Annotated in this window: 16 protein-coding genes; 9 read left to right on the top strand and 7 right to left on the bottom strand. The window is 70.3% G+C overall.

What is annotated here, in order from left to right:
- Positions 1–65: 65 nt before the first annotated feature.
- Positions 66–1,454, top strand: a complete 1,389-nt coding sequence (gene fsxC, locus AC068D_RS30765) for an FxsC protein (protein WP_478826382.1) — start codon at positions 66–68, stop codon at positions 1,452–1,454.
- Entirely contained in the window at positions 1,438–5,367 is a 3,930-nt protein-coding gene (gene fxsT / locus AC068D_RS30770) for an FxSxx-COOH system tetratricopeptide repeat protein (RefSeq protein ID WP_478826383.1), read from the top strand. Before fsxC ends, fxsT begins: the two co-directional genes overlap by 17 nt.
- 157 nt (positions 5,368–5,524) lie before the next feature.
- Here the strand turns inward: fxsT and AC068D_RS30775 are convergent, their stop codons facing one another.
- Positions 5,525–6,397: an alpha/beta fold hydrolase gene (locus AC068D_RS30775; RefSeq protein WP_478826384.1), complete on the bottom strand. Its 873-nt coding sequence runs from the start codon at positions 6,395–6,397 to the stop codon at positions 5,525–5,527.
- A 397-nt stretch (positions 6,398–6,794) separates the two neighbouring features.
- On the opposite strand from AC068D_RS30775, the gene AC068D_RS30780 reads away from it, so the two are divergent.
- On the top strand, positions 6,795–7,880 hold the full coding sequence (locus tag AC068D_RS30780; protein WP_478826385.1) for a S1 family peptidase: 1,086 nt from the start codon (positions 6,795–6,797) through the stop codon (positions 7,878–7,880).
- A 34-nt stretch (positions 7,881–7,914) separates the two neighbouring features.
- Here the strand turns inward: AC068D_RS30780 and AC068D_RS30785 are convergent, their stop codons facing one another.
- Complete coding sequence (locus AC068D_RS30785; RefSeq protein WP_478826386.1) at positions 7,915–9,060, bottom strand: AI-2E family transporter; 1,146 nt, start codon at positions 9,058–9,060, stop codon at positions 7,915–7,917.
- Between the two features lie 352 nt (positions 9,061–9,412).
- Between AC068D_RS30785 and AC068D_RS30790 the strand changes: the two genes are divergently transcribed.
- The 3 genes from AC068D_RS30790 (at position 9,413) to AC068D_RS30800 (ending at position 15,097) form a co-directional block, all read left to right on the top strand.
- Positions 9,413–13,069, top strand: coding sequence for a DNA polymerase III subunit alpha (locus AC068D_RS30790; RefSeq protein WP_478826387.1), 3,657 nt, complete (start codon positions 9,413–9,415; stop codon positions 13,067–13,069).
- On the top strand, positions 13,066–14,049 hold the full coding sequence (locus AC068D_RS30795) for a DNA polymerase Y family protein (protein ID WP_478826388.1): 984 nt from the start codon (positions 13,066–13,068) through the stop codon (positions 14,047–14,049). The genes AC068D_RS30790 and AC068D_RS30795 overlap by 4 nt, the downstream gene beginning before the upstream one ends.
- A gap of 184 nt (positions 14,050–14,233) precedes the next feature.
- Positions 14,234–15,097, top strand: coding sequence for an esterase/lipase family protein (locus tag AC068D_RS30800; RefSeq protein ID WP_478826389.1), 864 nt, complete (start codon positions 14,234–14,236; stop codon positions 15,095–15,097).
- A 43-nt stretch (positions 15,098–15,140) separates the two neighbouring features.
- Here AC068D_RS30800 and AC068D_RS30805 read toward each other — a convergent pair whose 3' ends face one another.
- A complete protein-coding gene (locus AC068D_RS30805) occupies positions 15,141–16,154 on the bottom strand; it encodes a lytic polysaccharide monooxygenase auxiliary activity family 9 protein (protein WP_478826390.1) in 1,014 nt (337 codons plus the stop codon).
- Between the two features lie 1,109 nt (positions 16,155–17,263).
- Here AC068D_RS30805 and AC068D_RS30810 point away from each other — a divergent pair.
- Together AC068D_RS30810 and AC068D_RS30815 are read left to right on the top strand one after the other, a co-directional pair.
- The gene (locus AC068D_RS30810; RefSeq protein WP_478826391.1) at positions 17,264–17,497 is read left to right on the top strand and encodes a hypothetical protein; all 234 of its coding nucleotides are present in this window, start codon (positions 17,264–17,266) and stop codon (positions 17,495–17,497) included.
- Between the two features lie 168 nt (positions 17,498–17,665).
- Positions 17,666–18,064 (top strand): DUF7919 family protein, encoded by a 399-nt coding sequence (locus tag AC068D_RS30815; RefSeq protein WP_478826392.1) that lies wholly within the window; start codon positions 17,666–17,668, stop codon positions 18,062–18,064.
- Between the two features lie 239 nt (positions 18,065–18,303).
- Here AC068D_RS30815 and AC068D_RS30820 read toward each other — a convergent pair whose 3' ends face one another.
- From AC068D_RS30820 to AC068D_RS30830, 3 genes are all read right to left on the bottom strand, one after another.
- A complete protein-coding gene (locus tag AC068D_RS30820) occupies positions 18,304–18,588 on the bottom strand; it encodes a DUF7336 domain-containing protein (RefSeq protein WP_478826393.1) in 285 nt (94 codons plus the stop codon).
- Between the two features lie 380 nt (positions 18,589–18,968).
- A complete protein-coding gene (locus AC068D_RS30825; RefSeq protein WP_478826394.1) occupies positions 18,969–19,520 on the bottom strand; it encodes a GNAT family N-acetyltransferase in 552 nt (183 codons plus the stop codon).
- Between the two features lie 3 nt (positions 19,521–19,523).
- A complete protein-coding gene (locus tag AC068D_RS30830; protein ID WP_478826395.1) occupies positions 19,524–20,177 on the bottom strand; it encodes a TIGR03086 family metal-binding protein in 654 nt (217 codons plus the stop codon).
- Positions 20,178–20,228: 51 nt separating this feature from the next.
- Here AC068D_RS30830 and AC068D_RS30835 point away from each other — a divergent pair, with 51 nt between their 5' ends.
- Positions 20,229–20,672, top strand: a complete 444-nt coding sequence (locus tag AC068D_RS30835) for a MarR family winged helix-turn-helix transcriptional regulator (RefSeq protein WP_478826396.1) — start codon at positions 20,229–20,231, stop codon at positions 20,670–20,672.
- 283 nt (positions 20,673–20,955) lie between these two features.
- On the opposite strand, the gene AC068D_RS30840 is transcribed toward AC068D_RS30835, so the two are convergent.
- A complete protein-coding gene (locus tag AC068D_RS30840) occupies positions 20,956–21,636 on the bottom strand; it encodes a response regulator (protein ID WP_478826482.1) in 681 nt (226 codons plus the stop codon).
- Positions 21,637–21,724: the final 88 nt, after the last annotated feature.

A 21,724-nucleotide genomic window follows, 5' to 3' on the forward strand; every position in this document is an offset into this window, starting at 1 on the left:
CGGTGGTGGGATGGAGCACGGTCTGCTCCGGAATGATTAATTCGCTCGTACTTCATCAGGCGTGAGTGCGAGTGTTCACACAGGACCAGGACGGGGGTCGTGTGCACGCGTCATCGCAGCAGCGAGCGGCGGACCATCGGCCGTACTTCTTCTTGAGCTATGCGCACACACCGAGGTACGGAGCCGGGGGCCCCGACCCCGATATGTGGGTCGAGCGGTTATTCCGCGATTTGTGCGGCCACGTGATGGCCATGACCGATCTGCCGGCCGGAGCCCCGGCCGGCTTCATGGACCGGGAGATACGCTCGGGGGAGGGATGGTCGGAGCGGCTCGGCGAAGTACTCGCCACCTGCCGTGTCTTCGTCCCGCTCTTCTCGCCCCGCTACTTCGCCAGCGAGATGTGCGGCAAGGAGTGGTACGCGTTCGCCCAGCGGGCCATCTATCACCAGGCCAAGAGCAACCGGCCGGCCGACGCCATCGTGCCGGCGCTCTGGGTGCCGATGCCACCGGAACAACTCCCGGGCCCCGCCGAGCGGTTGCAGTTCAACCACCGCGCCTTCGGTGACCGCTACGTCACCGACGGGCTCTACGGACTCATCAAACTCCGCATATTCGCCGAGGAGTACGAACGCGCGGTCTACGAACTCGCCAAACGCATCGTCAGCGTGGCGGACACCGCCGGAGTCGGCCCCAGCAGGCCGCTGGACTACCGGCAGGCCCCCAGCGCCTTCGGCAAACCGAATCCGGCCGATTCCCGCAGCAGCGGCCCCCGCCCCATCAGGGTCACCGTCGCCGCACCCACCAGGCACGATCTGCCCGAGGGCCGCGACCCGGCCTACTACGGCGAGATGTCGCAGGACTGGAACCCGTACTACCCGGACTCCGCCAGGCCCCTCGCCTATGTCGCACAGGACCTGGTGCGCTCCCTCAACTACCAGGCCACCGTCTCCTCCTTCGACCATGAGGCAGCGCCGCTCGATGCCAAACAGCCCCCGGTGCAACCGGAGCTGTTGCTCATCGACCGCTGGGCCCTGGAGGACGACGAACGGCGCGAAAGGCTCGCCGCCTTCGACGCGGAACACCGCCCCTGGGTCAGCGTGATCGTCCCCTGGAACCGCGACGACCACCAGAGCCGCGCCGCCGACGCCGAGCTCACGGCAAAACTCGAGGCGACCCTGCCCACCCAGCTCAGCCAGGGCCGGGCCGCCTCCCGGGCAGCCGCCCGCGGCGTACCCAGCATGGAAGCCTTCGGCCAGATCCTCCCCCAGGTGGTGGAGGCGGCCGCCCAGCAGTACCTGAGACATGCGCAGGTCTATCCACCGGCCGGCGGCAGTCACACCGAACGCCCCCGGCTGCGAGGCCCGATGGCCGTCGAGTACGCCACCACCCACTTCATCCACGACATGCTCGAGCAGGCGCCCGATGCGGAGGACACGGATGACAGCCAGTCGTGACGGACGCATCGTCACCTTCTACTCCTACAAGGGAGGTACCGGCAGGACGATGGCCATGGCCAACACGGCCTGGATACTCGCCGCGAACGGCAAGCGCGTCCTCGCCGTCGACTGGGACCTGGAGGCTCCCGGCCTGCACCGCTTCTTCCACCCCTTCCTCGACCCGTCCACGCTCGGCGCCACCACCGGTGTCATCGACCTGATCACCGAGTACGCCTGGGCCGCCACCAGCCCCGTGCAGCGCCCCGACGACTGGCACCGCGACTACGCGCGCATCCAGCCGCACGCCGTCTCCCTCACACCCGAGAGCCTGGGCTGGGAGTTCCCCGAGGGCGGCACCCTCGACTTCGTCTCCGCAGGCAAGCAGAACCGCGAGTACTCGGCGACCGTCTCCACCTTCGACTGGGACAACTTCTACGACCGCCTCGGCGGCGGGCACTTCTTCGACGCCCTGCGCGACGACATGAAGGCCAACTACGACTACGTCCTCATCGACAGCCGCACCGGACTCAGCGACATCGCCGACATCTGCACCGTCCATCTGCCCGACGTCCTCGTCGACTGCTTCACCCTGAGCGACCAGTCGATCGACGGCGCGGCCTCGGTCGCCCGGCAGATCGACGAGCGCTACGGCGGCCGGGGTATCCGCATCCTGCCCGTCCCGATGCGCATCGACGAGGGCGAGAAGGAGAAGGCGGACGCCGGACGTGCCCTCGCCCGGCTGAAGTTCGACCGCTTCCCCACCGGGCTCGCGGGCGAAGAACTCACCTCCTACTGGGGCGCGGTGGAAATTCCGTACCGCCCCTACTACGCATACGAGGAGACCCTGGCCACCTTCGGCGACGAGGCCGGCCTCACCAACTCCCTGCTCTCCGCCTTCGAGCGCCTCACCGCCGTCATCACCGAAGGGGAGACCACCTCCATGCCCGCGGTCGGCGAGGAGGTCAGGCTCAGGATCAGGGACGCCTTCACCCGCCGCCGCCCCGCCCTGCCAGCCGACCTCTTCCTCAGCTATGTCGCCGAGAACCGGATGTGGGCCGACTGGATCGAGTCCGTACTCACCCGGGCCGGCTTCCGCGTCGTCCCGCGTGACGTCTCCGCCGAACCGCCCCAGGACGGCAGTGCCGCGCAGGCCGCCGAGACCGCCGCCCGCACCGTCGTGCTGCTCTCCAGCGCCTACCTCAAGTCCGCACGGGCCGTGGAGGTGTGGGAACGCGCCGCGTCCGAGGACCCCGGTGGTGGCCGGCGTCACCTCCTGCCGCTGCGCGTCGGCGACGTACGCCTCACCACCCCCTACATCGACCGCAATCCCGTCGACCTCTTCCGGCTCGACGAGGTGCATGCCTCCACCGCGCTGCTGCGCGCCCTCGACCGACCGGTGCAGCTCACCGACGGAGTCTCGCCGGGACCGCGCTTCCCCGGCACCGTCCCCAAAATCTGGAACGCGCCGCCCCGCAACCCCGGATTCACCGGCCGCTCCGTCGTCCTGGAGCGGATGCGCGACCAGCTCGGCGGCGGAATGGCGGTCGTCCTCCCGCAGCCGCAGACGCTGTACGGACTCGGCGGCGTCGGCAAGACGCAGGTGGCGCTGGAGTATGTGCACCGATTCATGGCCGACTACGACCTGGTGTGGTGGATCTCCTCCGAGCAGACCGACGACGTCGTCGCCGGCCTCGCCGAACTCGCCATCCGGCTCGGCGCACAGGGCGGCGAGGACATGGCCGCCGCATCGCAGGAGGCCGTCGATCTGCTGCGGCGCGGAGTGCCGACGTCGCGCTGGCTGCTGGTCTTCGACAACGCCGACGATCCCGAGCAGCTCAAGCGGTTCTTCCCGACCGGCGGACACATCCTGGTCACTTCCAGGAACCAGACCTGGTCCCAGTACGGCGACGCGCTGCCCGTGGACGTCTTTCTGCGCGAGGAATCCGTCGAGCACCTCCAGCGCCGCGCGCCCGGACTCACCACGGACGACGCCGACCAGGTCGCCAGCGCCGTCGGAGACCTGCCGCTCGCCGTCGAGCAGGCCGCGGCATGGATCGCGGAGACCGCGACACCCGTCGCCGCGTATCTGGAGCAGCTCGCCCAGCAGGCGCCGAGCGTCCTCGCGCTCAACCAGCCGGCCGGCTATCCCGAGCCGGTCGCCGCGACCTGGAACGTCTCGATCGAGCGGCTCAAGGAACGCTCACCCGCCGCAGTACGGCTCCTCCAGCTCTGTGCCTTCTTCGCGCCCGAGCCGATCTCCGCGAACCTGCTCTACAGCAAGGAGATGATCGAGGCCCTCAAGCCCTACGACTCGTCCCTCCAGGAGAAGCTGGTCCTCGGGCGGGTCATCCGCGAGATCGGCCGGTTCGCCCTCGCCAAGGTCGACCAGGTCTCCAACTCCATCCAGGTCCACCGGCTGGTGCAGGCCGTCATCCGGGCCCAGCTGACCGAAGAGGAGCAGATGGACGCGCGGCATGCCGTCCACCGGATCCTCGCCGGGGCTCGCCCCGACGACGACGAACCGATCGACAACCCCGAGACCTGGCCGCGGTTCAACACCATCTGGCCGCACCTCGGTCCCTCCGAGGCCCGCTTCTGCAAGGAGCCGGAGACCCGGCGCCTGCTCATCGACCGCGTGCGCTATCTGTGGAAGCGCGGCGACTGGCAGACCGCCGGGGTACTCGCCGAGGAACTGCGCGACGTCTGGCGCGACATGCTCGGCAACGACGATCTGCAGTATCTGTACCTCCGCTTCCACCTCTCCAACATCCTTCGCTCGCAAGGGCGTTATGTGGAGGCGAGGGAACTGGACGAAGTGACCCTGGAGCGGCAGCGGGAAGTGCTCGGCGCCTCCCACCCGCACACGTACATGACCACCAGCGGTCTCGCGATGGACCTCGGCACGCTCGGCCAGTACGGAAAGGCCATGGAACTGGCGACCGAGGCCCACGAGGGCTTCAGCCAGATCTTCCACGAGTCCCACCCGCGCACCCTGGCCGCCGCCAACAACCTCGCGCTGAACCTGCGCATGGTCGGTCAGTACGCGCGTGCCCGGGAGATCGACCAGGACGTCTTCGACCGGCGCACGGAGGTGCTCGGCCCCGAGCACCCCTACACCCTCTCCTCGGCCACCTCGCTCGCCCGTGACCTGCGTGAGGTCGGACGGTACGAGGACTCCGTGGCGCTGCTCTCGCGCACGTACGACAGCTACAAGGAGACCCTCGGCCGGGCCTTCCCCGGCACGCTGGCCGCGGCCAAGAGCCTCGCCGTTTCGCTGCGCAGGGCGGGCAGGCTGGAGGATGCGCGCCGGCTCACCACGGCCACGCGCAACCGCTACCGCGCCAAGTACACCTATGCCCACCCGGACTCACTGGCCTGTGACCTCAATCTGGCGGCGGACCTGTTCGCGGCCGGGGAGCCGGTCGCGGCCAGGGATCTGGCTCAGGAGGTCGTCGACCAGTACATGGAGGTGCCGGGCGAGAAGCACCCCTACACCCTCGCCGCGATCAACAACCTCGGTATCTACCACTGGGGCTGCGGGGCCCCCGAGCTCGCCGAGCAGCTGCTCCAGCCCACCATCAGGAGGATGACGGACGTCCTCGGCAGCGCCCATCCGCACACCCTCTTCTGCACGGTCAACCTGGCCAACGCCCGCGCGGACCTGGGTGAACTGGACGCGGCCCTGGACACCGAGCGGCGGGCGGTCATGAAGCTCCGTGAAGTCCTGGGCGCACACCACCCCGAAACGCTCGCGGTCGCCTCCAACATGTGCGTGACGCTGGGCGCGCTGGGCCGCAAGGACGAGGCGGCGGCACTCCGGGCGGAGACCGTGGAGGAGCTCGGCCGACTGCTCGGCGACGACCACAACATGACGCGGATCGCCAGGGATGAACGGCGGATCCACCGCGATCTGGAGCCGCTGGCCGTGTAGTCACCAAAATCCGTTCGCCGGCGGTGCGCCTCGGCCGCCGCCGGCGGCCGATCGCGCCCGGTTCTCCCCCGGACGAGTTCCGGGGGAGGACCTTTCGCGCCTTCTCCCCGCCGACGGTCGCGAGACCCTTCGGCCGGTCGCCGACGGCGAACCGGATTCAGTGATCCGGCTCGAGCAGCCAGGTGAGGATCCTGGGGAGGGCGTGCAGCGCGTCGAAGTGCGCGGCGGTCGGCTCCAGTACGGCTGTCGCGCCCGGGATGCGCTCCGCCAGCCAGCGCGAGTGGCCGACCGGAGAGAAGACGTCCTTCACGCCGTGCCACAACAGCACGGGTGGTTTGATCTCGGCCGGGTCGAAGCCCCACGGGCAGGAGAAGGCGAGAGCGTCGTCGATCCAGCCGTACGCCGAAGTGCGCAACGCCTCCTGGTAGTTGCGCAGCAACATCGCCCGCACACCGGCATCGGCGACGACCATGCGGTCGGAGTCCGTCAACTCCCTTCGCAGATCGTCGAGGAGTCTGACCGGATCCCGCCGGATCTCGTCGGAGCGCATGATGAACCGCGCGGTGAGCCCGTCGGGGTCCGCGCTGGCCGTCGAGTACTCCAGCACATTGGACGCGGCCATCCCCTCGAACCAGTCGAGACCGTCCGCGTCCCGTGGCGCCAGGGTGACGAGGGCCGCGGCCCTGGTCACCCGGTCGGGCAGCAGCGCCGCACAGGCCAGGGCGTGCGGGGCGCCGCCGGAGCGGCCCACCACCGCGAAGCGGTCGAGCCCCAGGGCGTCCGCGATCGCCCTCACGTCCTCCACCACATCGGCCACACTGCGCCCCTGCAGCCGGTCGGAACCGCCGTAGCCGGGGCGGTCGTACGCGATCAGCTGCATTCCGCGCTGGTACAGCACCATGCCGCGCGGCGCCGGGCCCAGTCTGCTGCCCGGGGTGCCGTGCATGAGGAAGACAGGCCTGCCCCGCGGATCCCCGAGCCGCTCCACCATCAGATGCCGCCCGTCCGACGCGCGCACGCGACGTCGCAACCCCCCGCCTCCTTCACATACGGTCCATGACTTGGGATATCCCGATATCCGTGTATCCGTCCCCATGTGCTGTGTGCAGCAATACTGTCCTGGCATTCCCCGCCATCCAGATGATTACCCATCAGCGAGCCGGAAGCGGAGCGTCCGGAGGCAATGAATTCCGGACAGGACTAGTCCTCACCCGCCGCTCACGGCTCGATTGCAACGGGTGTTCGCAAACGGAACCGGCGGTGGTGGCCGGAGGTTGTGAACGAACCGGGGGCGCGTTCTGCCGTTCGTGTGCGCGTCCTGAAGTCGACCTTGTGTGTTACCCGCGAGTCTCGGAATAGTGGGCGCCTCATCCTCCGTGTGCGGGTCACCCCACTTGCCCGTGCGCGGCCCCCACAGGAGGTCAACGTTGAAGCACCGACGCATATCCAAGAAGCGCGCGACGATGGCAGGTGGAGCCGTCGTCGCGCTCGTGGCTGCCGGAGTCACCTTCCAGACTGCGAACGCCAGTGAGGAAACCCCTCAGTTCACGGTGAAGACCCTGTCGGCGACGGCGGCCGGAAACCTCGCATCGACGCTCGGCAAGGATCTGGGCGGTGATGCCGCGGGCGCGTACTACGACGCCAAGGCCAAGGCCCTCGTGATGAATGTGGTGGACGAGGAAGCCGCACAGTCCGTTCGCGAGGCGGGCGGCAAGGCCAGAGTCGTGCAGAACACCCTGTCCGAGCTGAAGTCCGCCCGGCAGGCCCTCACCGACCGCGCGACCATCCCGGGCACGTCGTGGGCCACCGACCCGGTGACCAACAAGGTCGTCGTCACCGCCGACCGCACGGTCAAGGGCGCTGACTGGGCCAAGCTCCAGACGGTCGTGAAGGGGCTCGGCGAGAAGGCGGAACTGAAGAAGTCGGCGGGGGAGTTCAAGAAGTACATCGCCGGTGGTGACGCCATCCACAGCGGCGGTGGCCGCTGTTCGCTCGGCTTCAACGTCGTCAAGGACGGCCAGCCGCACTTCATCACGGCCGGCCACTGCGGTGAGACCGGCAGCGAGTGGTCCGAGTCCGCGGGAGGCGAGGCGATCGGCTCGATGGTCGATTCCCAGTTCCCCGAGAACGACTTCGCCCTCGTCAAGTACAACGGCGACACCGAGCACCCGAGCGCCGTGAACCTCTACAACGGCAGCACCCAGGAGATCGCCCAGGCGGCCGAGGCGACGGTCGGCATGAAGGTGACCCGCAGCGGGTCCACCACCCAGGTGCACGACGGTGAGGTCACCGGTCTCGACGCCACCGTGAACTACGGCGACGGCCAGGTCGTCAACGGTCTCATCCAGACGAACGTCTGTGCCGAGCCCGGTGACAGCGGCGGTTCGCTCTTCTCCGGCGACTCCGCGATCGGTCTGACCTCGGGCGGAAGCGGCGACTGCTCCGCCGGTGGCGAGACGTTCTTCCAGCCGGTCACAGAGGCGCTCCAGGTCCTCGGCGCCGAGATCGGCTGACGCGCTCCTGCGCCTTCCGGGCCCGGTTCGTCCCTCAGGGGCGAACCGGGCCCTGTGCGTCCGCCCGGCGCAGTGCCTGGCGCACCGACCAGAGGACCGACACCAGCGGCACGGCCACGATCGCACCGATCACCCCCGCCGCGATGGCTCCGCCGATGACCGTGAGCGCCACGACCACCGGGTGCAGCCGGACGGCCCAGCTCATCACGATCGGGTGCAGCACATGCCCCTCGATCTGTCCGATGATCACGATCAGTGCGACGACGACGGCCGCGACGACCGGGCCCTTGACGGCCAGGGCCACCACCGCGGCAACCGCAAGGGCGATGGGCGAGCCGATCAGCGGGATGAAGGCGGCGAAGAACTCGAGCAGGGCGAGGGGAACGGCGAGCGGCACACCCAGGGCCCAGAGCGCCAGGCCGACGAGTACCGCGTTGGTCGCCGCCACGAGCACGATGCCGTGTGTGTATCCGGTGAAGGTCCGCCAGGCCGCGTGGCCCGCCACCGACACCCGGCCCCGGGCCGGCCCCGGGAGCTGGTTGCAGAACCAGCTCCACTGCCGGTCGCCGGAGTGCAGGAAGAACACCGAGCAGAACAGCGCCAGCGCCAGTGTCGTCAGGACCTCCACCAGTCGCCCGGCGCCGCTGAGGGCCTTGCTGATGAGTGTCGACCGGTGCTCGGACAGGAACCGTCCGATCCGTGACTGGACGTCGGTGAGCGCATTCGGGTCGACCCGGAACGGCGGTTGCTCCAGCCAGCGTTCGATCCTGTTGATGCCGGTTGCGAACTCCCGCTGCAGCATGTCCCATTCCCTGGCGACCGTCTCTCCGACGAGGGCGAGAACGCCGAGGACGACAACGATGCTGCCGATCAGTGCGAGGGTGACGGCGAGGGGTCGTGGCAGTCGGCGGGCCAGCAGATCGGTCACCGGTCGCAGCATCGCCGTACCGACGAGACCGAGGAAGACGGCCACTCCGAGCTCGTGGAAGCGCCCGAGGGCCGAGAAGACCGCATACACGAGGGTCCCGACGACCAGGAGCCGCCAGGAGTAGGCGGCAGCCGTGCGCAGGGCGGGGGAGACCGGCGGTTCGCCGCCCGGTGCGGGGCGTGCGGGCCCGCGTCGCGCGGTGCGCAGCGGTCGGTGCCGGCCGCTTCCGCGCCATCGTGCGGATCGCGGCATCTGCCCGTCACCACCTCCCGGTACGCCCCGACTCGTACCACCCGGTGCGAGGTGTCCAACGCGTACGGCGCGACATTCCCCCGATGGCACCCGCGTCATGAGCAGTCGGACGGTGGGCGTACGGCATGAGCGGCGGGCGCGGCAGGCCGGGGCGCTGTCGGCCGCCCGTGGGCATGAGGCCGTCGGCCCTGCCTAGCGGCCGCGAGCTGTCCCGAAGGCCGTTTGCGCAGGTGGGGCGGGGTGGAGTGGAGGGAGGGGGGCAAGCGTGCCGCCGCTATCGTACGAATGTTCGAAACTTGGTCTATGGTGATGGCGAGGGGGAGGTGAGAGCGGATTGAGCCAGGAGGTGCGGATGCCCGGTTTCACGCATCTGCACACCGTGTCCGGGTTCTCCGTGCGCTACGGAGCCTCGCATCCGGAGCGGCTGGCCGAACGCGCCGCCGCGCGGGGTATGGAGGCGCTGGCCCTGACCGACCGGGACACCCTCGCGGGCGCGGTCCGCTTCGCCAAGGCCTGTGCCAGGGAGGGGGTGCGCCCGCTGTTCGGGGCCGAGCTCGCCGTGAGGGAGGGAAGGGGCGAGCGGGACCGCGAGGAGTCCGGCCATGGCGGCCGCCGGCGTACACCGGTGCGCGGCGGAGCCTTCATCGACGAGTCGGCCCCACGGGTCACCTTCCTCGCCCGCGACGGCGCGGCCGGCTGGGCCGAGCTCTGCCGGCTGGTCACCGCCGCCCATGCCGGGGCGTCCGGGGGCGCCTCCCGCGGCAACGGCCGGCCGGTCGTCGAGTGGGACGCCCTGGGCGGCCCGGGTGGACTCACCGTGCTGATCGGTCCCGACTCCGGCGTCGGCAGGGCACTGGCCGCGGGCCGCCCCGACCGGGCCGCCCGGCTGCTCGCTCCCTGGCGGGAGCGGTACGGCGACGCCCTGCGTCTCGAGATCGTGCACCACGGGGTCGGGGGCACCGGGCCGGGCTCACTGCGGCTCGCCGCCCGTACCGCCGGTTTCGCCGCCGAACAGGGCGTACGGGCCGTGCTGAGCAATGCCGTGCGATACGCCGACCCCGGCCAGGGTCCGGTCGCGGACGTCCTGGACGCGGCCCGCAGGCTCGTCCCCGTCGACCCGGCCGGAGGCCTGGACGGCGGGGAACGCTGGCTCAAGGGCGCGGACGCGATGCACCACGCCGCCGAGCGGATCGCCGAGGCGGCCGGGTGGCGGCGGGATGCCGCACACCGGCTGCTCGCCGTCACCGAGGAGACCGCCGCCGAGTGCCTCGTCGACCCCGAGGGCGACCTGGGCATGGGATACACCTACTACCCCGAGCCGCATCTCGTCGGCGCCGGCCGGCGCACCGCACAGCGTGTCCTCGCCTCACGCGCCGCGGCCGGGATGGTGCTGCACGGCTACGACCGGCTGCCGCCGGGGCAGGCCAGGGCCTACTGGGAGCGGATGCACTCCGAACTGGACATCATCGCCTTCCACGGCAATGCCACCTATTTTCTGACGGTTGCTCAAGTCGTCGACGACGTCAAGCGGATGGGCATCCGGGTCGCCGCACGCGGCTCCGGAGCCGGATCCCTGGTGAACCATCTGCTCGGCATCGCGCACGCCGACCCGGTCGAGCAGCATCTGCTGATGGAGCGCTTCCTGTCCAAGCGCCGGTTCGCGCTGCCCGACATCGACATCGACGTCGAGTCCGCGCGCCGGCTGGAGGTCTACCGCGCGATCATCGACCGCTTCGGCGAGGAGCGGGTCGCGGCCGTCGCCATGCCCGAGACATACCGGGTGCGGCACGCGATCCGGGACGTGGGCGCCGCGCTGAGCATGGACCCGGCCGAGATCGACCGGCTCGCCAAGGCGTTCCCGCACATCCGCGCCCGCGACGCCCGCGCCGCGATGGATGAGCTGCCCGAACTGCGCGACGTGGCCCGGCGGAAGGGCGCGTACGGCAGGCTCTGGGAGTTGGTGGAGGAGCTGGACGCGCTGCCGCGCGGTGTCGCCATGCACCCGTGCGGGGTGCTCATCTCGGACTCCTCGCTGCTGCGGCGGACACCCGTGATGCCGACCAGTGGCGAGATCCCCCTCAGCTCTCCGGGCACGGGAGGTTCCCCTTTCCCGATGTCCCAGTTCGACAAGGACGACGTCGAGGACCTCGGTCTGCTCAAGCTCGATGTGCTGGGCGTACGGATGCAGTCCGCGATGGCGCACGCCGTCGCGGAGGTCGAGCGGGCGACGGGCCGTCGGATCGACCTGGACGACCCGGAGCAGGTGCCACCGGGCGACCCGGCGACGTATCGGCTCATCCGCTCGGCCGAGACGCTGGGCTGTTTCCAGATCGAGTCGCCGGGCCAGCGCGATCTCATCGGCAGGCTGCAGCCCGCGAACTTCCACGATCTGGTCGTCGACATCTCGCTCTTCCGGCCGGGGCCGGTCGCCGCCGACATGGTGCGGCCGTTCATCGAGGCCCGGCACGGGCGGGCGCCGGTCCGTTTCCCGCATCCGGATCTGGCCGGACCCCTGGGGGAGACATACGGGGTCGTCGTGTTCCACGAGCAGATCATCGAGATGGTCAGCATCATGACGGGGTGCGGCAGGGACGAGGCGGACCGGGTGCGGCGCGGGCTCTCCGACCTGGAGTCGCAGGTACGGATCAGGCAGTGGTTCGCGCAGCAGGCGGAGCGGAAGGGATACGCGGCCGAAGTGATCGCGCGGGCCTGGGAGATCATCGAGGCGTTCGGGTCGTACGGCTTCTGCAAGGCGCACGCGGTGGCCTTCGCCGTACCGACGTACCAGTCGGCGTGGCTGAAGGCGCACCATCCGGCAGCCTTCTACGCCGGGCTGCTGACGCACGATCCCGGGATGTATCCGAAGCGTCTGCTGCTGGCGGATGCGCGGCGACGGGGGGTGCCGGTGCTGCCGCTGGACGTGAACCGGTCGGCGGTCGCCCATCGCATCGAACTGGTGTCCGATGTCGGCTCGGATGCCGGCCCGGACACAGGCAAGGGAAACGGCAACGGCAGCGGCTCGGGGGCGGTCTGGGGCCTGCGGCTGGCGTTCGCCGATGTGCACGGCATCAGCGAGGCCGAGGCGGCGCGGATCGAGGAAGGCCGGCCGTACGCGTCCCTGCTGGACTTCTGGGAGCGGGCGAGGCCGGGGCGCCCGGTGGCGGAACGGCTCGCACAGGTGGGTGCGCTCGACGCGTTCGGCGCCAACCGGCGGGATCTGCTGTTGCACCTCACCGAACTCCACCGTACGCAGCGGGGGTTGGCACCGCACGGCGGCGGTCGTGGTGGCCGCGGCGGTCAGCTTCCGCTGGGCGGTGGCCGCGGAACCGCATCCGTCGGTCTGCCCGACCTCAGCGATGCCGAGCGGCTCAGTGCCGAGCTGGGTGTCCTCGGCATGGACGCGTCCCGCCATCTGATGGTGGACCACCACGCCTTCCTCGACGAGCTCGGGGTCATCCCCGCGCGGCGGCTGCGCGACGCCGAACACGGTGCGACCGTGCTGGTGGCGGGCGCCAAGGCGGCCACCCAGACCCCGCCGGTCCGCTCCGGCCGCCGGGTCATCTTCACCACCCTGGACGACGGTACGGGCCTGGTCGACCTGGCCTTCTTCGACGACAGCCACGAGAGGTGCGCACACACCGTCTTCCATTCCTGGCTGCTCCTGGTGCGGGGCGTGGTCCAGCGCCGCGGCCCGCGCAGCCTGAGCGTGGTGGGCTCGGCGGCCTGGAACCTCGCGGACCTGATCGAGGTGCGCCGGGAAGGGGGCCTGGACGCCGTGGCCCAGCGGCTCGCGGGCAACGGGTCCGGGGAGTCCGACGGGTCCGAGGGGGCCGAGGGGGCCGACGAGACGGACACGGCGGACGCGGCGCCCGCCGCCTCCGCAGCAGGCCGCAGCATCCGTATGTCCACCGGCTACGAGATGAACGCCTGGGCCGACCTCCGGCCGGCTGGTGAAGGCGCCGCGCCGGCAAGGAAGTTGTGGCACCGGAGTCCGGGGAGCGCGGGATGACGGAAGCGGTGTCGGTGCTCTGTCTGCGGTTCCGCGCAGTCGGCGGGGGTCCGCCGGACGGGGCCGCCTATGCGGGGCTGCTCGCGCTGCTCGGTGCGTTCACGCCGGTCGTCGAAGCGGCGCCGCCGGACGGGGCGCTCGCCGATGTGCGGGGTGCGCTGCGGTACTTCGGGCGGGACGCCGCCGGGCTGGCCGCGGTGATACGGGTACGGGCGCTCGCTCTGTACGGGGCCGACTGCGTCATCGGGGCCGGTCCGAATCCGCTGCTGGCCAGGATGGCGGCGCGTGAGGCCGGGCCGGGCAGCACCCTGGTCGTGGGTGACGCGGCGGAGTTCCTCGCCGGACGTCCGGTCGCGGCGCTGCACGGAGTCGGCCCCGCGACCGCGCGTACCCTGTGCGGATACGGGCTCGACACCGTCGACCGGGTCGCCGCCGCGCCCCTGGCCGTGCTCCAGCGGATCCTCGGCGCGCGGGCCGGGCGCGAGGTGTACGAGAAGGCCCATGGCACCGACCGCACCCGGGTCGTCCCGAACGCCGCCGCCCGCTCCGTCGCGGCCGAGCGCACCTTCCCCCGTGACGAACTGGACCACGCCCGGCACCGCCGCGCCCTCCTCTCGATCAGCGAGGAACTCGGCGCACGGATGCGTGCCGAGGGCCAGGTCTGCCGCTCCCTCGGCCTCACCGTGCGCTATGCCGACCGCACGACGACCACCAGGTCCCGTGCCCTCTCCGAACCGACCGCCCATTCCGCGTCCCTCACCGGCACCGCATACAGGCTCCTCGACGGCCTCGGCCTGCAGCGCGCCCGTGTCCGTGCCCTCGCCCTGCGTGCCGAGGGGCTGATCCCGGCCGACCGCGCCGCGCACCAGCTCACCTTCGACCCGGCCGATGAGAAGGCCCGCAGGATCGAGGCGGTGGCGGACCGCGCACGCGCCAGATTCGGCCCGAGGGCGGTCATTCCGGGCTCGCTCGCCGCGTAGGGGACCTTTCCTTGCAGATGGCGGATTTTGACCAGCCATCAGTTTTTACCGACGCGTAACTTCCCACTCCTGGTTACTCGTGCGTACGTTGGCATGAGCACGACTCTCACTTGTGGTCCGGGCCGCAGGGAATCCCCACATCCCCAGTCATCGCTACTCCCTTGAGCCGCAAGGAGAACGCTCGATGCTGTCCTGGAAACGTGCCCTCAGACCCCTCGCAGCCCTGCTGCTGGCCGCCGCCATCGGCCTCACTCCCGCAGCCACCGCCAGCGCCACGGCCGCCGCCCCCACCAGCGGCTGGAACAACTACTCGTGCAAGCCCTCCACCGCACACCCGCGCCCCGTCGTCCTCGTCCACGGCACCTTCGGCAACTCCGTGGACAACTGGCTGGCCCTCGCGCCCTACCTCGTCCACCGTGGCTACTGCGTCTTCTCGCTCGACTACGGCCAACTGCCGGGCGTTCCCTTCTTCCACGGCCTCGGCCCCATCGACAAGTCGGCGGAACAGCTCGACGCGTACGTCGACAAGGTCCTGGCTGCCACCGGTGCCGACGAGGTCGACCTCGTCGGGCATTCGCAGGGCGGAATGATGCCGCGGCACTACCTGAAGTTCCTCGGAGGCGCGGACAAGGTGAACGCCCTCGTCGGTCTCGCACCCGACAACCACGGGACCACCCTGAACGGGCTCACCGGTCTGCTCAAGTACTTCCCGGGCGCCGCGGATCTGATGAAGTCCACCACTCCCGGCCTCGCCGACCAGATCGCCGGGTCCGCGTTCCTCACCAAGCTCAACGCGGGCGGAGACACGGTTCCGGGTGTGCGCTACACGGTCATCGCCACCAAGTACGACGAGGTGGTCACGCCGTACCGGTCGGCCTTCCTGACCGGGTCCGACGTCAAGAACGTGACGCTCCAGGACCTCTGTGCCATCGACCTCTCGGAGCATGTGGCGATCGGTCTGTGGGACCGGATCGCCTACCACGAGGTGACCAACGCGCTGGACCCGGCGCGTGCCACCAGGACGAACTGCTCGTCGGTCTTCGAGTAGGCGTCGGTCGGGGGTGCCGCCCACAGGCGGCACCCCCGACGGCTCAGCGGGCGGCCTTGCGGCGGACCGTGCCGAACACCACCGCGGCACCGAGCGCCAGCACCGCGGCGCCGCCGACGGCCAGATACGGGGTCGAGCCACTGCCGCCGGTCTCGGCGAGGTTCTCCTTCGCGCTGTTGACCTGCGGGGAGTTACCGGCCGGGGGCTCCGTCCTCGAGGTGCCTTCCGGCCGAGGGGTGCCTCCCGTCTCCGAACCCGCCGGAGCCGCGGGCTCCTTGGTGTGGTCGTCCGGACCGTCGCCGCCATGCCCACCGTGGTCCACCGTGGACTGGTCCGAACCGTCCTCGATCTGCTCGTCGGTCGGTGCGGACGCCGTCGGGGCAGGCGCGCCACCGTCCGGCGCGGAACCGCCGGAGTCCTTGCCGAGCACCACGTCCGAGCAGGTGTAGAACGCCTCGGGGGAGTCGGAGCGCTGCCAGATCGAGTAGATCAGATGCCGCCCCGACTTGCCGGGGACGGTGCCGTCGAACACGTACTCACCGTTGACCAGCTTCGGGTCGGCGACCTTCGCGAACGGCTTCGCCTCCAGATCCGACCACTTCAGAGGCCTCGACGGGTCGTATCCGTCCTTGGTGATGTACAGCTCGAAGGAGCCCTTGTGCGGGGCGGTCCCCTTGTAGTGGAAGGTGTGACGGCCCGGGGAGAGCTTCGACGCCGGCCAGTCGGCGCGCGGCAGATCCAGCCCCTTGTACTTGTCCCGGCCCGCGCTGCACAGCTTCCCGTCAGGGATCAACCGCTGGTGATTGCCCGCGGCGTTGGCGATGTTGACCTCGTTCCAGTCGTAGAACGCCTGCGGACCGCCGGCGGCGACAGCAGCCTTGCACGCAGCCGACTTCGGGCTCTCCGGCCCTTCGGCGTAACAGGCGGAGACCCGGCTCACGGGATCCGTCATCGACCCGTGCGCGACGGCCGGCGAAGCAGCCAGCCCGGCCAGCGCGAGCGGCGCGATCCCGAGCACGGCGACGGCGGCGGTCCGGCGGCGAGTGTCAGCGGTCATGGTGAGGTTCTCCTTCGAGCAGCAGCATCCGTGGGGGAGGGAAAGCCGGATCGCGGGGCTCGCCCGGCGGCACAGCCCCCCGAACCACTGCACCGACGCCACGAGCCCCGCCCCGACGAGCAGCAAACTAGCCCCCGAAATCGGCGGAATCGCCTGCTGGGAGCAGGTGGAGGCGATCCTTATGGTCGCTTTAAGGAGGGGGTAAGAGGGGGCTCAGGAACGATGCGGAGCGTGCGCGGCTGACCACGGGGTTCGGGGCGTCATCGTCCGTGGCCGTCCACGGGGAGCCACCTTGTGTCGCCTCCGTTGGCTCCCAGTTTGGCTCCCGGTTTGGCTCCCTGTTTGGCTCCCTGTTTGGCTCCCCACTGGTCCCTGGTTCCTTCAGTGGCGCGCAGACGCTGGCGAACTGATATCGCGACAGGACCCGGGAGGCGCCCCGCTGGTCGGCGTGGGGCGTGGCCTGGCTACCCGCGCATTCCTCCTGGCGTCCCGGTACGCGGCCACTGAGGGCGGGAGGAGGCGGTGAGCCAGGTCGATCCGGAGAATCCCGCATCCGCTGCAGTCGCGCGGCGCGCAGGGTTCACACCCGGCAGGCAGCCGCACAGCAACGACGCCGCACGGTTCAACTGGTATACCCGGGACCTGCGCGACGCACCCCCGTGACGACCAACGTGGCTCCAGCCGGACCGGTCAGGGGCCCTGATGTTCCGTGCTCCATCAGCGGATTATCACCGTCGTTCCCGTGTCCTCGGTCAACCGGACTGCTGGGAGGGCCGCGTAGGTTCGCGGTCGGTGAAGCAGCCGCAGGACTCGGTTTCGGCGACGAGAGCCTGGCCGTATCCCCAGGCGACGGCGAGGCCGTAGGGGGTGAGCGGCTCGGTGGGGGCACCGATGGCGCCGGGCGGGGCTCCATCCGGACGATGTGGATCCGGCCAGTGCCGGGTTGATCGACTGGCGGCGGGATGGCCCGGAAGTGTGGACCAACCCGCCGCCCCTGTGCGTTCTCCAACCTGTGCTGAACGGTGTGATTGCCAGGGCCCCCGCCCGTTCGGGTGGGGGCTTTGTGCTGTCCGGATGCGTCAGGGCCCGTCCGGAGCGACGCTGGGATCATGGCCGGACAACCTGTGATCGTTCATCCGGTGTCGCCAGAGGGCGGCCGCCGGGTGACGATCCGCGGTGAGTCGGTCGGCCTTGCGTTCCACCTGCTCGACGTGATCGAGTTCCTGCGCCGCGCGGGCCTGCCGGAGGCAGACACGACCATCGATGATCCGGAGCTGATCGACTGGCAGGGCGGCGGTCCAGAGGTGTGGCCTGAGCCGCCGGGCCGGTCTGTGCGGCGATGATGCCCCGCTCCGACCACAGCGCGCCGCAGCCCTTACAGCGGCGGGCGACCGGCTGTGATGAGAACCTTTGAGAACGGTTCTGATCGGAGTTCCGTGAGTGAATCCCTTGGGCGGCGTCAGGTCCCGACCCCTTTTCTGCGCCATCGGTACGCCTGGTAGACAGTGGCCGTGACGTACTACGCCGACCTGACGCCATACACGTATGACAAGGACAACTGGGCGAGAGACGCGACAGGTCTCTGGCGTGGCGTCCCCTTGACCAACGTGGGCTGGCTCGACCGAGGCAAGCCTTACGAGAAGGGCACTGCTCCCTCCGGGCTGGCTGAAGCGCTGAAGCGAATGAGCCGCACGCACCGAGCCCAGCAGACTCGCGGCTACCACTCGTGTCCGTTTTGCACTTCGCAAGTACTCGGCGAGCGCGCCGGCCACCCGCAGGGCAGTGCAGAGATATGGCTGATGGGTGATGGTGTCGCCTACGCCGCCCCTGAACTGGTCGCTCACTACGTCGAGACACACGACTACTCGCCGCCAACCGCCTTCACCACGGCAGTTCTCGCCACAGCCTGAACTCGGCTGTTTCACGGCTGGGCGCGGATCCGGGTCCGAAGGGGCGTGCAGGAGGCCCGGCCGTAGACGGTTCTCACGCGGGCATGGTGTCCCGACCGACGCAGCCACCTCGGCCTCGTCGACGACCATCAATCGATCACTCGGGGAAGGCGCGCCCTTCGCGCCCTGCCCGAGGCCGATCCGCACGTCTTGAGCATTGCTCGCGATGAGCAAAGGAAGACACGGGTCGGTACGGCCTGCTACTCGCCAGGGGGAACGCGCACGAAGCCCTCCGGCCACGTGTCCTCGTCCACTTCGTAAGGGACGATCACAAAGCACTCCGGCTCGTCCCTGAACCCGGGAAGCAGCCGAGCGCGACGCCTGCTCGCCTCGGCCTTGTCCACGCTGGAGTAGATGCCCAAGAGCTTGACGTCGTCGCCGTCCTGCTCATCGATATGGACGCCTCCGTCGTCAGTGTGCACGGTGGTGCCGTTGTCACCAGCTTCGTTCTGGTGGCCGATGTGCCACAGGGGGTAGACGATCACGACGTCATGCTACTGATGGGTGGCGCAGGCGGCTCTCCGCACGTCGGACACAGCGGTCAGTAGTCGCTCCATGCAGTCGTCGACGATGTGCGGATTCCCGAAGTGCGTGCTGAACCCCGCTCCGTTTCCGACGCGTTGGCGAGCAACACCCATGATGTGGCCGTCGGGCTGCGGTACCGGGGGGATTGCCGCAGGCAGCCCCTGGCGCCGATGCCGAGGTGGATGGCCGTTGGACTGCGGAGAAGGAACGCTGGTGAACGCCGGACGTGCCGGATCCATGGATGCGCCGGAGTCCGCAGGTGAACGGCCGGGGCTGGGCGATGCCGGCACCGCGCCGCGGTGATGCAGGCCGGGCGCGGTGTCCGGGACACCGGATGTGGTCATCGGGTGAGTTCGTGGGACAGGGCTGCGTAGATGTACTCGCTGCCCCAGCCGGTTCCGTCGAAGTCGTTCTCGAGGAGGTGCGCTTCGCGGCGCATCCCCAGGCGCTCGCACAGTCGGGCGGAGGAGACGTTGCGCGTGTCGAGGCGGGCGAAGAGGCGGTGCGCACCGAGTGGGCCGAAGGCTGTCACCGCTGCCGCCCTGGCTGCCTCGGTGGCATAGCCCCGGCCGCCGTGTGCGGGGTGGAAGACCCAGCCGATCTCCACTTGGCGGGCCCGGGCATCGGTGAGTTTGAGGACGGTCTCGCCGATGACGTGCGGGGCGTTCCTGCGGCAGACGGCCAGGGTCAGGGTGTCACCCTCGTGCGCCCAGCTGGTGGCCGTCGAGATCCTGGCGATGGCGTCCGCACAGTCCTGGCGAGTGCGCGGTGGGCGGTACAGATAGCGCGCGACGTCGGAGAGGCCCTGGTAGGCGTGCATCGCGTCGATGTCGTCGGGGGTGAAGAGCCTCAGATGGAGGCGGTCGGTGTCGAAGGGCCGGAAGGCGTCCATGGCTCACTCCGGCCAGGTGGGGGAGCGGCCGAGGAGGGTGAGGATCTCGTCCAGGGGTGTCCCGTGCGGGTGCGGGATCCGGGGGGCGAAGGCGGCGCCGGGAGCGGTGCGGACGGAGCCGTCGGGGACCGCCCGGGCCACGGCGAGAGCGGCGTCGAGCAGTTGGGGGCCGAAGTCCACCGTGGTGCCCAGGCTTCGTGCCACGTCCCAGGAGTGGACGACGTAGTCGACCAGGTGGAAGCTGACGGCGCGGGCTGCGGGGAAGGCCCGCTCGGTGTCGATTTCCGGCAGGCAGAAGGGCCGGTCGAGGGCGCCGGCCTCGGCGAAGGCCGCCAGGACATGTTCGGCTGAACGCCGGTAGGCGTCGACGGGGTGCTGTTCGCCGGTCCGCGGCCGCCATGGCTCAGGGCCGTTCTCTCCTCGTGCCGCTGCCGCGAAACCGTGGTGCTGGGCGGTCATGTGGGCCAGCAGGTCGCGCAGCGTCCATGCGGCGCACGGGGTCGCATGGTCCAGATCCGTCGCGGTCACCCGCGACACCACATCGAGGCTGGTGCGCACGGCGTCGGCATCGAGTGCGAGGAGCTCGGCGCCCGTCGGCGGCGACAAAGGACCGCGCCACGCGGACCGTTGGGACCGGATCTCGTTATTCATATGCATGCACCTATGATCGCGCGGTGCCTATTATCCGTCAACGAGTATCGTTCGGCCATGACCATCGACTACCGGAGCCGCGACCTCGCCGCCATGCTCCAGCCACTGCTCCGCTCCCTGGTCGATGCGGAACTGCCGGTCCTGGCCGAGCACGGGCTCTCCATGTGGGGCTACGCCGTGCTCGGCGCCCTCGGTGACGGCCCGGTGCGCACACAATCGGCGCTGTGCGAGGCCATCGGTGCGGACAGGACGCGCATCATCACCACCCTCGACAAGCTCCAGGCGGACGGGCTCATCTCCCGGCTGCCGGACCCGGCCGATCGTCGCGTCCGCCTTCTGTCGGTCACCGAGGACGGGCGCAGGGTCCACGACTCGGTGCGCGCCGCCATCCGCGTGTGCGAGGACCGCGTCCTCGCCGCACTCCCGCCGGCCGACCGCCGTGGCTTTCTGCGTGCGCTGAACGCGTTGGCCGACTCGACGGACGCCCGACGCCGTGGATGAGGCCCGGAGGACTGGGCTGCTCAGCCGAAACGGCCATCGCCGACCATGACTTCATCGATGGCACGGCGTTGCGTGACCCCCGGTCGGCGGGCACGCGAGGGGCGCAGTCATCTCACAGGACGGACACCGGCACCCACGCGGTGACCGTGGGGCACGGTCGGCGGAGCGGGCCGCAGCGCGGGAGGCCGCCCGGCCGGTTGTCAGCAGGCGCAACCCCGGCGCCGTGCGACAGGCCACCCGTGCTCAGCGCCGCGGCTGATGCGCTCGTGCCTGCCCGGCGCCCTCAGCGGATCCGCCGATAACGCCGCTCCGGCCGGCCCGTCCCCCCGTAGCGCAGTGACACCTCCACCCGTCCCGTCTCCGCGAAGTACTCCAGGTAGCGGCGGGCGCTGACCCGGGACAGGGAGCCGGCCTCGGCGCACTCCGTGGCCGAGAGGCCCTCCGGACGGGCGCGCAGGATGCGGTCGACCAGGTCGGCCGTGTGGGGTGCCAGGCCCTTGGGCAGTCCTCGGGAGCCGGGTGGCCGGGGGCCGAAGATCTGGTCGACGTCCTCCTGGCGGGCCTCGTCCAGAGCGTCGAGCCGGGTGCGCAGGGACGCGACGTGGCGCAGCTGTTCCTGGAGCGCCGTCCGGCTGAACGGCTTGATGAGGTAGTGCAGGGCGCCCGCCCGTAGCGCCGACCGGACCGTTCCGGCGTCCCGGGCCGCCGTGATGAAGAGGACGTCGGCCGGCTCCCGGCCCTCCCGGTCGTGTTCCTCGGCCGCGCGCAGTTCGCGCAGCACGGCGAGTCCGTCCATGTCGGGCAGGTAGATGTCGAGCAGCACCAGATCGGGTCGCAGACGGTCCGCGGCGCGCAGAGCTTCGGCGCCACTGTGCGCCACGCCGGCCACCGCAAAACCGTCCGTGGCGGACACATAGCGGCAGTGCAGCTTCGCGACCATGAAGTCGTCGTCCACCACCAGCACGTTCACCGGGAGTCACCTCGCGAGGGCCATTCGCTCAGGCCTGGGTCGCCGCTCTTCCGCCGGAGGTCCGGGGGGCGTCCCCCGGGAA

This window comes from Streptomyces sp. NPDC043861, assembly GCF_056435905.1.

What these genes read in the sequence shown, in the direction of transcription:
- AC068D_RS30800 (WP_478826389.1), top strand. Translation starts at nt 14,234, where the DNA reads ATGCTGTCCTGGAAACGTGCCCTCAGACCCCTCGCAGCCCTGCTGCTG.
- AC068D_RS30790 (WP_478826387.1), top strand. Translation starts at nt 9,413, where the DNA reads ATGCCCGGTTTCACGCATCTGCACACCGTGTCCGGGTTCTCCGTGCGC.
- AC068D_RS30795 (WP_478826388.1), top strand. Translation starts at nt 13,066, where the DNA reads ATGACGGAAGCGGTGTCGGTGCTCTGTCTGCGGTTCCGCGCAGTCGGC.
- AC068D_RS30825 (WP_478826394.1), bottom strand. Translation starts at nt 19,520, where the DNA reads ATGGACGCCTTCCGGCCCTTCGACACCGACCGCCTCCATCTGAGGCTC.
- AC068D_RS30835 (WP_478826396.1), top strand. Translation starts at nt 20,229, where the DNA reads ATGACCATCGACTACCGGAGCCGCGACCTCGCCGCCATGCTCCAGCCA.
- AC068D_RS30785 (WP_478826386.1), bottom strand. Translation starts at nt 9,060, where the DNA reads ATGCCGCGATCCGCACGATGGCGCGGAAGCGGCCGGCACCGACCGCTG.
- AC068D_RS30805 (WP_478826390.1), bottom strand. Translation starts at nt 16,154, where the DNA reads ATGACCGCTGACACTCGCCGCCGGACCGCCGCCGTCGCCGTGCTCGGG.
- AC068D_RS30830 (WP_478826395.1), bottom strand. Translation starts at nt 20,177, where the DNA reads ATGCATATGAATAACGAGATCCGGTCCCAACGGTCCGCGTGGCGCGGT.
- fxsT (WP_478826383.1), top strand. Translation starts at nt 1,438, where the DNA reads ATGACAGCCAGTCGTGACGGACGCATCGTCACCTTCTACTCCTACAAG.
- AC068D_RS30810 (WP_478826391.1), top strand. Translation starts at nt 17,264, where the DNA reads ATGGCCGGACAACCTGTGATCGTTCATCCGGTGTCGCCAGAGGGCGGC.